The sequence below is a fragment of the Cyanobium gracile PCC 6307 genome, assembly GCF_000316515.1.
Taxonomy (GTDB): Bacteria; Cyanobacteriota; Cyanobacteriia; order PCC-6307; family Cyanobiaceae; genus Cyanobium; species Cyanobium gracile.
The window spans coordinates 2,210,915-2,224,481 of the sequence record NC_019675.1 but is presented as its reverse complement, the minus strand read 5'-3'; the positions used below and the strand labels follow the sequence as shown (position 1 = coordinate 2,224,481).

General features: G+C 70.0%; 12 protein-coding genes. 6 read left to right on the top strand and 6 right to left on the bottom strand.

Annotated features, from left to right (window positions below; all coding sequences use genetic code 11):
* The first annotated feature begins 107 nt into the window (after positions 1 to 107).
* From CYAGR_RS10780 to CYAGR_RS10770, 3 genes are all read left to right on the top strand, one after another.
* Positions 108 to 1,193: an aspartate-semialdehyde dehydrogenase gene (locus CYAGR_RS10780; RefSeq protein ID WP_015109842.1), complete on the top strand. Its 1,086-nt coding sequence runs from the start codon at positions 108 to 110 to the stop codon at positions 1,191 to 1,193.
* A gap of 71 nt (positions 1,194 to 1,264) precedes the next feature.
* A complete protein-coding gene (gene dapA / locus CYAGR_RS10775) occupies positions 1,265 to 2,119 on the top strand; it encodes a 4-hydroxy-tetrahydrodipicolinate synthase (RefSeq protein WP_051017228.1) in 855 nt (284 codons plus the stop codon).
* Between the two features lie 77 nt (positions 2,120 to 2,196).
* Entirely contained in the window at positions 2,197 to 4,209 is a 2,013-nt protein-coding gene (locus tag CYAGR_RS10770; RefSeq protein ID WP_015109840.1) for a ribonuclease J, read from the top strand.
* Between the two features lie 16 nt (positions 4,210 to 4,225).
* Here the strand turns inward: CYAGR_RS10770 and CYAGR_RS10765 are convergent, their stop codons facing one another.
* Both CYAGR_RS10765 and tilS read right to left on the bottom strand, forming a co-directional pair.
* Positions 4,226 to 4,999: a hypothetical protein gene (locus CYAGR_RS10765; protein WP_015109839.1), complete on the bottom strand. Its 774-nt coding sequence runs from the start codon at positions 4,997 to 4,999 to the stop codon at positions 4,226 to 4,228.
* Positions 4,992 to 6,023, bottom strand: a complete 1,032-nt coding sequence (tilS, locus tag CYAGR_RS10760; protein WP_015109838.1) for a tRNA lysidine(34) synthetase TilS — start codon at positions 6,021 to 6,023, stop codon at positions 4,992 to 4,994. Before tilS ends, CYAGR_RS10765 begins: the two co-directional genes overlap by 8 nt.
* Positions 6,024 to 6,046: 23 nt before the next feature.
* Here tilS and CYAGR_RS10755 point away from each other — a divergent pair, with 23 nt between their 5' ends.
* From CYAGR_RS10755 to uvrB, 3 genes are read left to right on the top strand one after another with little or no spacing between them, the layout of a single operon-like run.
* Positions 6,047 to 6,817 carry a DUF561 domain-containing protein gene (locus CYAGR_RS10755; RefSeq protein ID WP_015109837.1) on the top strand — a complete coding sequence of 257 codons (771 nt, stop codon included), beginning with the start codon at positions 6,047 to 6,049 and terminating at the stop codon, positions 6,815 to 6,817.
* Positions 6,818 to 6,844: 27 nt separating this feature from the next.
* Positions 6,845 to 7,267, top strand: coding sequence for a phage holin family protein (locus tag CYAGR_RS10750; RefSeq protein WP_015109836.1), 423 nt, complete (start codon positions 6,845 to 6,847; stop codon positions 7,265 to 7,267).
* A 51-nt stretch (positions 7,268 to 7,318) separates the two neighbouring features.
* Positions 7,319 to 9,328 (top strand): excinuclease ABC subunit UvrB, encoded by a 2,010-nt coding sequence (gene uvrB, locus CYAGR_RS10745; RefSeq protein ID WP_015109835.1) that lies wholly within the window; start codon positions 7,319 to 7,321, stop codon positions 9,326 to 9,328.
* Here the strand turns inward: uvrB and mscL are convergent.
* Genes mscL through CYAGR_RS10725 form a run of 4 tightly spaced genes read right to left on the bottom strand, consistent with a single transcriptional unit; the run spans position 9,325 to position 13,529 of the window.
* Positions 9,325 to 9,726, bottom strand: a complete 402-nt coding sequence (gene mscL / locus CYAGR_RS10740; RefSeq protein WP_425386779.1) for a large conductance mechanosensitive channel protein MscL — start codon at positions 9,724 to 9,726, stop codon at positions 9,325 to 9,327. The two genes, uvrB and mscL, sit on opposite strands and share 4 nt — an antisense overlap.
* Before the next feature lie 24 nt (positions 9,727 to 9,750).
* The gene (locus CYAGR_RS10735; protein WP_043325738.1) at positions 9,751 to 10,536 is read right to left on the bottom strand and encodes an EAL domain-containing protein; all 786 of its coding nucleotides are present in this window, start codon (positions 10,534 to 10,536) and stop codon (positions 9,751 to 9,753) included.
* A gap of 27 nt (positions 10,537 to 10,563) precedes the next feature.
* On the bottom strand, positions 10,564 to 11,721 hold the full coding sequence (locus tag CYAGR_RS10730; RefSeq protein ID WP_015109833.1) for a PQQ-dependent sugar dehydrogenase: 1,158 nt from the start codon (positions 11,719 to 11,721) through the stop codon (positions 10,564 to 10,566).
* On the bottom strand, positions 11,694 to 13,529 hold the full coding sequence (locus CYAGR_RS10725; RefSeq protein WP_015109832.1) for an MBL fold metallo-hydrolase: 1,836 nt from the start codon (positions 13,527 to 13,529) through the stop codon (positions 11,694 to 11,696). The genes CYAGR_RS10730 and CYAGR_RS10725 overlap by 28 nt, the downstream gene beginning before the upstream one ends.
* Positions 13,530 to 13,567: the final 38 nt, after the last annotated feature.

The following is a 13,567-nucleotide window of genomic DNA, read 5'->3' as shown; positions in this document are numbered from 1 at the left end:
AGCCTCCCGCCCATCCGCTCCACGATCCCTTTCCAGGGTTTCCTTCCGGGCCCCGACTCCAGCCAGCAGGCCCGCTCCCGCCCCGCCACCCGTCCCGTTTCCCCCCGTTGACCGTCTCAGCGACCCTTCCCTCCCCTCAGCGCCACCTGCCCTCGAGGCCGTTGCGCATCGCCATCCTCGGCGCCACCGGAGCCGTGGGCCAGGAGCTTCTGGTCCTGCTGCAGGAGCGTGGTTTTCCGGTGGCGGAGTTGCGGCCGCTGGCGTCGCCGCGCTCGGCGGGTCATGACCTGGACTGGCGGGGCGAGCGCCTGCGGGTCCAGCCGGTCGGCGCCGACGCCTTCGAGGGCATCGACCTGGTGCTGGCCTCGGCCGGTGGTTCGGTGTCCCGGCAGTGGGCACCGGTGGCTGTGGCCGCCGGTGCGGTCGTGATCGACAACTCCAGTGCCTTCCGGATGGATCCGGCCGTGCCCCTGGTGGTACCTGAGGTCAATCCCCAGGCCGCCTTCACCCACGGCGGGATCATCGCCAATCCCAACTGCACCACCATCCTGCTGACGCTGGCCTTGGCCCCCCTGGCGGCCCGGCGGCCGCTCCGCCGGGTGGTGGTCAGCACCTACCAGTCGGCCAGCGGCGCCGGTGCCCGGGCCATGGAGGAACTGCGCGCTCTGAGCCGCACGGTGCTGGACGGGGGCGAGCCGGTGAGCGCGGTGCTGCCCCATTCGCTGGCCTTCAACCTCTTCCTCCACAACTCGCCCCTGCAGCCGAGCGGCTACTGCGAGGAGGAGCTCAAGATGCTCCACGAGACCCGCAAGATCATGGGTCTGCCCGATCTGCGACTCACGGCCACCTGCGTGCGGGTGCCCGTCTTGCGGGCCCATTCCGAGGCCGTCAACATCGCGTTCGAGGAGCCTTTTCCGGTGGCGGAGGCCCGCGAGCTGCTGGCGGCCGCCCCCGGAGTGGAGCTGATCGAGAACTTCGAGACCAACCGCTTCCCCATGCCCACCGACGTCACCGGCAGGGATCCGGTGGCCGTGGGCCGCATCCGCCAGGATCTCAGCGATCCCTGCGCCCTGGAGCTGTGGCTCTGCGGTGACCAGATCCGCAAGGGTGCCGCCCTCAACGCCATTCAGATCGCCGAACTGCTGCGGGATCCCGCCGCGGCTGCTGCTGCCGCCGCCGGAGGTGCCGCTTGAGCACGGCCACCCTGCCGGCGCCCAGCACGGCTCCCTCCCCCGAGGCCCCCTTCGGGCGGGTGCTCACGGCCATGGTGACCCCCTTCCAGCCGGACGGGGCCGTCGATCTGGAGCTGGCGGCCCGGCTGGCGGACCATCTGGTCCGCCACGGGTCCGATGGCCTGGTGCTGTGCGGCACCACCGGGGAGTCCCCCACCCTCACCTGGCAGGAGCAGCATGAGCTCTTTGCCGCCGTGAAGGGGGCGGTGGGAAGTCGCGCCACCCTGCTGGCCGGCAGCGGCAGCAACTGCACAGCCGAAGCCGTGGAAGCCACCGGTGAGGCCGCCGCCCTGGGTGCCGACGGCGCCCTGGTGGTGGTGCCCTACTACAACAAGCCGCCCCAGGAGGGCCTCGAAGCCCATTTCCGCGCCGTGGCCCAGGCCGCTCCGGAGCTGCCCCTGATGCTCTACAACATCCCCGGCCGTACCGGCTGCAGCCTGGCCCCTGACACCACGGCCCGCCTGCTCGATGAGGCCAACGTGGTGGGCTTCAAGGCTGCCAGCGGCACCACCGAGGAGGTCAGCCGGCTGCGGGAGCTCTGCGGCGATCGCCTGGCGATCTACAGCGGCGACGACGCCCTCACCCTGCCGATGCTGGCGGTGGGTGCGGTGGGCGTGGTCAGCGTGGCCAGCCATCTGGTGGGTCCCAGGATCCGGGCCATGCTCCAGGCCTTCCTGAGCGGCGACGTCGCCGCCGCCCGCGACGAGCACCAGCAGTTGCTGCCCCTGTGCAGGGCGCTCTTCTGCACCACCAATCCCATCCCCGTCAAAGCCGCCCTGGAGATCAGCGGCTGGCCGGTGGGTGCCCCCCGACTTCCCCTTCTTTCCGCCGATACCGCCGTGCGACAGCGTCTTTCCTCGATCCTGGCTGCCCTGCGTCCCACCTGACGCCAAGGCTGATGTCCAGAGTCACCTCCATTTCCGCTCCACGTTTCCTTTCATCACCCCCCTGAGTCCTTCCCTACATGTCCAGTCAGAACGCCAATCCCATCGTCCGCTCCGGCAACGGCGCCAAAGCCAAGCACCAGGGCCTGCGTGTCATTCCGCTGGGCGGCCTGCACGAGATCGGCAAGAACACCTGCGTCTTCGAATACGGCGATGAGCTGATGCTCGTCGATGCCGGTCTCGCATTCCCCAGCGATGGCATGCACGGCGTCAACGTGGTCATGCCCGACACCAGCTATCTGCGCGAGAACCAGAAGCGCATCCGCGGCATGGTGGTCACCCATGGCCACGAAGATCACATCGGTGGCATCCCGCACCACCTCAAGAACTTCAACATCCCCATCATCTACGGCCCGCGGCTGGCGATGTCGATGCTGCAGGGGAAGATGGAGGAGGCGGGCGTCACCGACCGCACCACCATCCAGACGGTCGGTCCTCGGGATGTGGTGCATGTGGGTCAGCACTTCAAGGTGGAGTTCATCCGCAACACCCACTCGATGGCCGACAGCTTCACGCTGGCCATCACCACCCCCGTCGGCGTGGTCATCTTCACCGGTGACTTCAAGTTCGACCACACCCCCGTCGATGGTGAGGCCTTTGACCTGCAGCGCCTGGCCCATTACGGCGAGCAGGGCGTTCTGTGTCTGTTCAGCGATTCCACCAACGCCGAGATCCCCGGGTTCACCCCGCCGGAGCGGGCCGTGTTCCCGAACCTGGATCGCCACATCAGCCAGGCCGAAGGCCGGGTGATCATCACCACCTTCGCCAGCTCGATTCATCGTGTGTCGATGATCCTGGAACTGGCGATGAAGAACGGCCGCAAGGTGGGGCTGCTGGGCCGCTCCATGCTCAACGTGATCGCCAAGGCCCGGGAGCTCGGCTACATGCGGGCCCCCGACGATCTGTTCGTTCCCATCAAGCAGATCCGTGACCTGCCCGACCGGGAAACCCTGCTGCTGATGACCGGCAGCCAGGGCGAACCGCTGGCGGCCCTGAGCCGTATCTCCCGTGGCGAACATCCTCAGGTGCAGGTGAAGTCCACCGACACGATCATCTTCTCCGCCAGCCCGATCCCCGGAAACACCATCTCGGTGGTGAACACCATCGACCGACTGATGATGATGGGCGCCAAGGTGGTCTATGGCAAGGGCGAGGGCATCCACGTCTCCGGCCACGGCTGCCAGGAGGACCACAAGCTCATGCTGGCGCTGGCCAAGCCGAAATTCTTCGTGCCCGTGCACGGCGAGCACCGCATGCTCGTCTGCCATTCCAAGACGGCCCAGTCGATGGGCATCCCGGCCGATCACATTCTGATCATCGACAACGGCGATGTGGTCGAGCTCACCCCCGACACCATCCACAAGGGTGAGCCGGTGAAGGCGGGCATTGAGCTGCTTGACGCCTCCCGTAACGGCATCGTCGATGCCCGGGTGCTCAAGGAGCGCCAGCAGCTCGCGGAGGACGGCGTCATCACCCTGCTGGCGGTGATCACCACCGACGGTGTGATGGCGGCGCCGCCACGGGTGAACCTGCGCGGTGTGGTCACCGCCGCCGATGCCCGCAAGCTCTCGGTCTGGGCCGAGCGGGAGATCACCTGGGTGCTGGAGAACCGCTGGAACCAACTGGCCCGCAACACCGGCGGCAAGGCCCCGGATGTCGATTGGGTGGGTGTGCAGCGGGAGGTGGAGGTGGGCCTGCAGCGCCGCCTGCGCCGCGAGCTGCAGGTGGACCCGCTGATCATCTGCCTGGTGCAGCCCGCGCCGGCCGGCACCCCGGCCTACAAGGGCCGGGCCGATGCCGAACCTGACACCCGTCCGGCGCCTCGCGGCGGCCGCAGGGATGGAGGTGGGCGCCAGCCCGCCGCCGTGCCCCAGCGCCAGCTGGTGACCGCTGCGGCTTCGGCCGCCCCGGCGGCGGCTCCGGCCAGCGCCGCCGTTCCGGCCCCGGTGGCCGCCGCCAGCAAGGCCCCCGTCGAGGAGCCGGAACCCACCGGTCGCGTGCGTCGCCGCCGCTCGGCTGCCGCGGCCGGCTGATCGCCAGGGGGCGGACTCAGCGGACCCTGACCAGCATCAGGCCGCTGAGCAGCTCCTCATCTTCCTCCTTGCCCACCGGCGCAGCCGTGGCGGGGGTGGACTCCTGCCAACTCAGCTCCACGTCGTCGGCCAGGGCCGGATCCGCCTGGTGCAGCTCGATCAGCTCGGGCTCCTCCACCACCTCCGGAATCAGCGAGGGCTCGGCCCATGGAGCGGCCGGAGTGGCGGCCGGCGGCCCTGCCGGAGCCTCTTCCCCCGCCGTTGCCGGCTCCAGGTCGGCGGCGGCGGCTGGGGCGGCGGCTGCGGGTGCGGTGGTTGCGGGTGCGGTGGTTGCGGCCGGCGCCGTGGTCAGCCAGGGGGCCGCCGGGCCGGTGACCGCCTGCGCGGTGACGGCCAAGCCTGCGGCCCCCGCGACCAGGAACTCCGGACCGGGGGCGACGGTGTCCGCCACGGCCGACCCCGGGGTCGAGGTGGCGGCGTCCTCATCGATCGCACACTGCTTGAGTCCCTGCTCGGCGATCCTGGTGAGGGCGGCCTCGGCGTTCTGCTCCGCCACCGTCCCGTAGTACCCGGCGGCGGCGGACTTGTCCCCGTAGCCGTAGAGCTGGGTGTGACCCAGCAGCAGCTGGAGCCGCAGCTTCAGCCCGGTGAGCTGGGGATTGTCCGAGGGTTGCAGCTGTTGCAGCAGTTCGGCCCCGTCGGCCAGCACCGTGGCCCACTTCTCCCTGGAGTAGGCCTGCTCGATCACCGCATAGCGCTGGGCGGCGTCATTGGCGCTGGTCTCAGCCATGGAGCGGGTCGGGTGGGCGGACCCACAGTGTGCTGGGATCCCAGTGCAGTTGCCATCCTCCGGTCAGATCCAGCCGGCCCGTGTCCCCCCCGCGGATCAGCCGATCCACCAGGGTTTCGAGGCTCCTCGATCCCGGCTCTCGCCCGAGGTACCGCCGCAGCCAGTGGTGCAGCAGACGTCGCTGGCTGGCCGGGGCCAGGCAGGACAGCCGCCGACGCTGCAGCCGTGCGGGGAGCTCTCCCTGCTGGAGTCGCTCCAGAGCCAGGTCCAGCAGTTCCGTCTCGGCCTCGAACTGCGCCTCCAGGCGTTCCGCCTGGGCGCTGATCCGCCGGCTGGCCCCGGGATGGAGGGCCTCCAGCACCGGCATCACGTCGGCCCGCAGCCGGTTGCGGGCGAAACGCAGATCCGCGTTGCTGCTGTCCGTCCAGACGGGCAGGCCCCGCTCCCGGCAGAGGCGGCTGGTGTCGCTGCGGTCGAAGATCAGCAGCGGGCGGGCCAGCCGCAGGGGGCCGGCGGCCGGGGCCAGGGGCCGGCTGGCCCCGAGGCTGGCCAGGCCCCGCAGGTGGCTGCCGCGGGCCAGGTTGAGCAGCACGGTCTCGGCCCGGTCACTGGCGGTGTGGCCCGTCACCACATGGGTGCAGCGCCCCTGGAGGGCCGCCGCGGCCAGGCAGCCGTAGCGCCACTCCCGGGCCGCGGCTTCGCTGCCGGGCGCCGGATCGGCCCGGTCGAGCCCCAGATCCAGTCCCTGGCTGCGGGCCCACCGGGCCAGGTCCGCCGCCTGGCGCGCCGATTCCCGGCGCCAGCCGTGATCGCCGTGCCACAGCTGCAGCTGCCAGCCGTGGAGCGGCTGGAGGTCCAGCAGGAGGGTGGTCAGGGCCATGGAGTCCTGGCCGCCGGACACGGCCACCAGCAGCGCCCCCCCCGGCGGCAGCAGGGAGGGCCGCCGCAGCAGGTGCCGGTGCAGGCGCGTCTGGTCGCGTCCCCAGGGCCGCGGCGTCTGGCATGGGTCGGGTGGGAGAATCACCGTCTGCGTCTTTCCATCCGCCGATGACCCGCCTCTCCAGCCTGCCCACCGCCCTGCAGCAGGCGATACGTCAGGGGCGGGCGCTGAAAGTCATCGCCGGCCTCGACAACTTCGACGCGGCCCGGGTGCAGCGGGTGGTCCGGGCCGCCGCCGCCGGTGGCGCCGACCTGGTGGATCTGGCCTGTGACCCCACCCTGGTGCGCCTGGCCGTGGCGCTGGCACCGGGTCTGCCGGTCTGCGTCTCGGCGGTGGATCCGCTCCTGTTCCCGCCGGCCGTGGAAGCCGGTGCCGCCATGGTGGAGATCGGCAACTACGACAGCTTCTATCCCCAGGGGCGGATCTTCGGTGCCGCCGAAGTGCTCGCGCTCACCCGTCGCACCCGGGCGCTGCTGCCGGAGACGGTGCTCTCTGTCACCGTGCCCCACACCCTTCCCCTCGATGGGCAGGAGCGTCTGGCGGTGGAGCTGGTGGCCGCCGGCGCCGATCTGATCCAGACCGAGGGCGGCACCAGCGCCCGCCCCCTCAGCCCCGGTGCCCTGGGCCTGATCGAGAAGGCCGCTCCGACCCTGGCGGCGGCCCATGCCATCAGCCGGGCGGTGGCTGTGCCGGTGCTGTGTGCCTCCGGACTCTCGGCCGTCACGGTGTCGATGGCCCTGGCCGCCGGCGCTGCCGGCGTCGGGGTCGGCTCCGCCGTCAACCGCCTCGACGATGAGCTCGCCATGGTGGCGGTGGTGCGTGCCCTGCGGGAAGCCCTGCCCCTGGCGTCGATGGTTCAAAACGAACAGCCTCAGTAAGCTGAAAGTCTTCTGGTATCGCTCCCCATGGGCTCGCTCACCTGGCTCCTGCAATGGCCGATCCGGGCCCTCATTCTGCTGCTGGTGGCGCGACTGCCCGTGGGGGTGGAGCTGGCGAGCTTCTCCTCCGCCCTGCTCTCGGCCATCGTCATCGCCCTGCTGGGCACCCTGCTGGTGCTGCCCCTGAAGCTCCTGCTGGGGCCGGTCTGGTTCGTCTCCTCCCTGGGGGGCCTGATCAGCCCGGTGTCGTTCCTGTTCAACTGGCTGATCACGATCATCCTGTTCAGCCTGGCCGCCTGGCTGATCAACGGGTTCCGGCTCCAAAACGGCCTGATCAGCGCCATCCTCGGGGCCCTGGCCTACAGCGTGCTGAGCAGTGTGGTGCTGGGTTGGATGGGTCTGGATGTGCCCCTGACCCGGGCGATGGCGGCGGCTTCCGGGGTGGGCTGATCGGTTTTCCCCGCCGGGGCGTTCCCCCGTCGTGACCGCCAGAATGGTCCGATGCCATTCCAGCTTCACGCCCCCTACGAACCGAAGGGCGACCAACCCGCCGCCATCGAAGCGATGGTGAAGGGCGTCGACGGGGGCGAACGCTTCCAGACCCTCCTCGGTGCCACCGGCACCGGCAAGACCTTCTCCATCGCCAACGTGATCGCCCGCACGGGGCGCCCCACCCTGGTGCTGGCCCACAACAAGACCCTGGCGGCCCAGCTCTGCAACGAGCTGCGGGAGTTCTTCCCCAACAATGCCGTCGAATACTTCATCTCCTACTACGACTACTACCAGCCCGAGGCCTACGTTCCCGTCTCGGACACCTACATCGCCAAGACCGCCTCGATCAACGAGGAGATCGACATGTTGCGGCACTCGGCCACCCGGTCGCTGTTCGAGCGGCGCGATGTGATTGTCGTGGCCTCGATCAGCTGCATCTACGGCCTGGGCATCCCCTCGGAGTACCTCAAGGCCGCCGTCAAATTCGCGGTGGGCGACAAGCTCGATCTGCGCGGCTCCCTGCGGGGTCTGGTCAACAACCAGTACTCCCGCAACGACATCGAGATCAGCCGCGGCCGCTTCCGGGTGCGGGGCGATGTGCTGGAGATCGGTCCGGCCTACGAGGACCGGCTGGTGCGGATCGAGCTGTTCGGCGATGAGGTGGAGGCGATCCGCTACGTGGATCCCACCACCGGCGAGATCCTCCAGAGCCTGGAGACCATCAACATCTACCCGGCCAAGCACTTCGTGACCCCGAAGGAGCGGCTGCAGGGGGCGATCCAGGCGATCAGGACCGAACTGCGCGAACGGCTGGAGGTGCTCAACGGCCAGGGGCGGCTGCTGGAGGCCCAGCGTCTCGAGCAGCGCACCAGCTACGACCTGGAGATGCTCGAGCAGGTGGGCTACTGCAACGGGGTGGAAAACTACGCCCGGCACCTGGCCGGTCGGGAGGCTGGCACCCCGCCCGAATGCCTGATCGATTACTTCCCCGACGACTGGCTGCTGGTGGTGGATGAGAGCCACGTCACCTGCTCCCAGCTCCAGGCCATGTACAACGGCGACCAGAGCCGCAAGCAGGTGCTGATCGAGCACGGCTTCCGGCTGCCCAGCGCCGCCGACAACCGGCCCCTCAAGGGGGACGAGTTCTGGGAGAAGGCCCGCCAGACCATCTTCGTCTCGGCCACCCCCGGGGCCTGGGAGCTGACCCAGAGCAAGGGCCAGGTGGTAGAGCAGGTGATCCGCCCCACCGGCGTTCTCGATCCGATCGTGGAGGTGCGCCCGTCGGAGGGCCAGGTGGACGATCTGCTCGGCGAGATCCGCCTGCGGGCCGACCGCCAGGAGCGCGTGCTGGTCACCACCCTCACCAAGCGGATGGCCGAGGACCTCACCGACTACCTGGCCGAGAACGGGGTGCGGGTGCGCTATCTGCACTCGGAGATCCATTCGATTGAGCGGATCGAGATCATTCAGGACCTGCGCAATGGCGCCTACGACGTGCTCGTGGGCGTCAACCTGCTGCGGGAGGGTCTCGACCTGCCCGAGGTGTCCCTGGTGGCGATCCTCGATGCCGACAAGGAGGGCTTCCTGCGGGCGGAGCGCTCCCTCATCCAGACCATCGGCCGGGCGGCCCGCCACATCGACGGGGTGGCCCTCCTCTACGCCGACAACCTCACCGATTCGATGGCCAAGGCGATCTCCGAGACGGAGCGGCGCCGGGTGATCCAGCACGCCTACAACGAACGCCACGGCATCACCCCCACGCCGGCCGGCAAGCGCGCCGGCAATGCGATCCTCTCCTTCCTGGAGCTGTCCCGCCGGCTCAGCGACGACCAGCTGGAGGAGGCGGCCGAGCAGGCCGAGCACAATGAGGTGCCCCTCGATGCCCTGCCCGAGCTGATCACCCAGCTGGAGGACAAGATGAAGGCGGCGGCCAAGAGCCTGGAGTTCGAGGAGGCGGCCAACCTGCGGGACCGCATCAAGAACCTGCGCCACAAGCTGGTGGGACGGCCCGCGGCCTAGAGCGCTCGCCGCTCGAGGGCTTCGGCCAGGCGGTTGGCCGCGGCCGCCAGTTCGGCCTGGGGATCGGGCCCGGCATCGGCGGCCCGGGCCTCCTCCTGGCGTTTCATCGCCTCGATCGCCCGCACGATCAGGAACACCACGAAGGCGATCACCAGGAAGTTGATCAGGGCCACGATCACGGACCCGGCAGGCCAGGCGTTGATCGAATCCACCTGCGCCGCCTTCAGGGCCGGCTCCAGCAGGCTCGTCATCACCAGGCTGACGACGGCGTCGACCACCTTGCCGAAGGCACCGCCGATGACCACGGCCACGGCCAGGTCGACCACGTTGCCCTTGTTGATGAAATCCTTGAAGTCGCTCAGGAAGGAAGTGGCGGCGCGCCGGGCCATGGGAGCCATCTGCAGAAGTCGTCCTTTCCTACTTCACGGCTGGAGGTCCCCGTCAGCGTCCTCCGGCCCATGGGTTCGCTGATGGAAGGCGATCAGGTCGGCGGCGGCAATGGGAGGGGACAGGTGGAAGCCCTGGGCGGCCTGGACCCCCGCCTGCACAAGCGCCTGGAGCTGCTGGGCCGTCTCGACCCCTTCGGCGATGACCATCAGCCGGGACGAACGGATCAGGGCGGCGAGTCCCTCCAGCCACTCGGGATTGGGCCTCTCCGGGGTGATCATGGCCAGCAGGTGGCGATCCACCTTGATGATGTCGAACGGGCAACGGCTGAGGATGGCGAGATTGGCTCCCCCCAGCAGGTTGACATCATCGAGCGCGATCCTGATGCCGAGTTGCTGGGCCTGGAGCAGGCCCTCCAGGCCCAGGGCATCGGGAAGTCCCCGCTCGGTCACCTCCAGGATCAGCTGGGGAATCATGTCGGCCAGGCCGGATGTCATGGCGGTGTAATAGACCCCGCCCCGACCGACGATCTCCGGTGGAATGTTGAGACTGAGATGCACGTCGGGATGGCACCGCAGCCAGTCGCTGAGTTCCGCCGCCGCGGTCTCGACCACCCAGCAGGTGAGCACACCCGAGGCGGGCGTGGACTCCAGGGACGGGATGAACTCCCCGGGCATCACCAGAGAGCCATCGGCTCGCCGCCAGCGGATCAGGGCTTCGGCGCCGATGCAGCGGAGATCCGGGAGGGACAGGATCGGCAGATACTCCAGGTAGAACTCACCCTTTGCCAGGCCTTCGGCGATCTCCACGGGTTGGATCATGAGAAGCGCCGTTGCACGGGAAGGGAATCAGGGCTTGCCGATCGGTTCCAGGCGGAGCAGCTGGCCATCGCCGGCGCCGTCGGTGAGCACGTACAGGAAACCATCCGGGCCCTGGCGCACGTCCCGCACCCTGGCCCCGATCGCAATCTCCTGCTGTCCAGCCACGGATCCCTGCGGATCCAGACGCAGCCGGTGCACCTGCCGCGACACCAGTCCACCGGCGAAGAGGTCGCCACGCCAGTCCGGGTAGCGGTCGCCGTCGTAGACGGCCAGGCCGGAGGGGGCGATGGCGGGCGTCCAGACGATGACCGGATCCCGCAGGCCCGGGGCGCTGGTGGCCGGGGCGATGGGCGGGCCGAAGTACTCACGGCTGTGGGTCACCCGCGGCCAGCCGTAGTTCAGGCCGGCCTCGATCCGGTTGAGCTCATCGCCATCGCGGGCGCCATGTTCGCTCGCCCAGACCCGGCCCGTGCGGCGATCGAGGGCCAGCCCCTGGATGTTGCGGTGGCCGAGACTCCACAGCCCCGGCAGCGCGCCGGCCTGGCCGGCGAAGGGATTGCCCCGGGCCGGTGTGCCGTCCGCATTGAGCCGCAGCACCTTGCCCAGGGCGCTGCCCGGGTTCTGGGCCTGGAGGCGGATCAGTTGCCCCTCCAGCTCGATCGGAGGATTGCCCCCGTCTCCGATCGCCAGCAGCAGGGTGCCATCGGGGAGCCAGAGCAGGCGGGAGCCGAAGTGCTGGGCGCCGCTCTTGCGCTGCGGCACCGCGTACAGCACCTGCAGATCGCTGAGGGCCCGGCCATCGAAGCGGGCCCGGGCCAGCCGGGTCTGGTTGGTCTCGCTGCTGCCGGCGGCGTAGGTGAGATAGATCCAGCGGTTGGTGGCGAAGTCGGGATGGACGGCCACATCCAGCAGGCCCCCCTGGCCGGCGGCCAGCACCTCCGGCACGCCGCGGATCGGCTCGGCCTGCAGCACGCCGCCCCGCACCAGGCGCAGCCGGCCCGGCCGCTCCGTGATCAGCAGGTCGCCCCCCGGCAACCAGGCCACGGCCCAGGGGTGCTCGAGCCCATCCACCACCGGCACGCTGCGCACCGGGGCGGAGACGGCTGCGGGCTGGCAGCTGCCCAGGACTGGCAGCAGGAGAACACCGACCAGCCCGTTCAGGAATGGTGGAGGGCGACGGGCCATGGCTGGGGGGACAGCTCCAGAAGCACAAGGTCGCGCAGGTCGTGGAGCAGGGAGAGCTCGGCGCCGCTGAGCTGACGCGGGCGGGTGTCAATCAGACACAGTGTGCCCAGACAGGTGCCGTCGTCGAGGATCAGGGGCGAGCCGGCGTAGAAGCGGATCCGGGGTTCTCCCAGCACCAGGGGATTCTCCGCGAAGCGTTCATCGAGCCAGGTGTCCGCCACCAGCAGGTCCGACCGCTGGCTGATGGCATGGGCACAGAAGGCCAGGTCGCGGGAGGTCTGGCAGGTGGCCAGGCCATGGCAGGACTTGAACCACTGCCGCTCGGCATCGATCAGGCTGATCAGGGCGATCGGCACATCGAAGGCGGCAGCGGCGATCCGGGTCAGTCGGTCGAAGCGTTCCTCCCGCTCCGTGTCCAGCAGACCCAGCTCAGCCAGCCGCTGCAGGCGCCGTTCCTCGTCCTGAGGCGGCCGGGCCCGCTCCCAGCGGCAGGGGGTGCGCAGGCTCCAGGCCCGGATCCGGGCCCGCAGGTAGCTCTCGGAGACGGGCAGCACCAGCCACTCGCTGACCAGGGGATCGTCGTGGCGGGCCTGCTCCTCCGCGGCCGCCAGCATCACGACGGGGATTTCGGCCGCCGCCATGGCCGGGGTCTCCTGCAGCCTGCGGACCAGGCCGGGGCCATCGCGGACGGGGAGCGCCTGCTCCAGCAGCAGCAGGGAGGCCCCGTCACGCTCGAGACGCTGCGTCAGATCGGCTTCGCCGCCGCAGACATGAAAGGGCAGGCCCTCGAGGCGCAGGGCGGTGGTGAGGGCCGCCTCCAGATCCCGGTCCGTCACCCAGACCAGGGCCGGAGGGCCGCCGGGATCGCCGCTGAGGGCCCCGGCGGTGGGGTCGGTCCCGGCTGCGGCCGGCGGGGCGCCGTTGGCGGCCTCCGGGGTCCGGGGGGTGGTGTGCAGCACCAGGCCCTCCGCAGCCGCCAGCACCTCCAGGGGGCTGCCCCGCGCGGCCAGATCGGCGCGCACGCCGGCCAGGATCAGGTCGATGGTCGCGTCGTTGCGCAGGGGGTCGTGGTGGGTGAGCGCCAGCCGGGCCACCCCGGCCTCCTCGCAGAGGCGCACGGCATACTCCACCGAGCTGTGGCCCCAGCCGAGCTTGGCCGGGAACTCCAGGGCGGTGTACTGGGCGTCATGGATCACCAGGTCGGCCCCCTCGATGAACGCGGCGTAGTGCAGGTCCTGGCCGGAGAGCGGACCGAGGCCGCTGGCCAGGGCGGGGTCGTGGGGTTCGTGGTCGCAGCAGTAGATGACCGTGGCCCCGTCCGCCTGGAGCCGGTAGGCCAGGGTGAGGGCGGGATGGTTGAGCAGGTGGGTCGTGATCGTCACATCCCCGATCCGGAAGGTGCCCTCGTGCAGGTCGTGGTAGCGGATCGTGGCCGCGAACTGCTCGAGGGTGACGGGGAAGTAGGCGTGCTGCATCTGGCCGGAGAGCACGCTGCGCAGGCTTCCCGAGAGGCCGCTGGGTCCGAAGACATCCCAGGTGTGGCCAGGGGCGAAGAAGGGGGCGAAGAAGGGAAAGCCCTGGATGTGGTCCCAATGGGTGTGGCTGATCAGCAGCGACCCCTCCATGCCGTCGGGACGCTCCTGCATCAGGGCCTGGCCCAGGCCGTGGGCACCGGTGCCGCAGTCGATCACCAGCAGGGTGCCGGCGTCGGAGCGGACCTCCACGCAGGAGGTGTTGCCACCGAAGCGGAAGGTGTCCGGGCCGGGTTTGGCGATCGAACCGCGGGTTCCCCAGAACCGAACCAACATGTCCCGTTCCTGGCGCGCCCCAAGACTAGGAAGCCGCG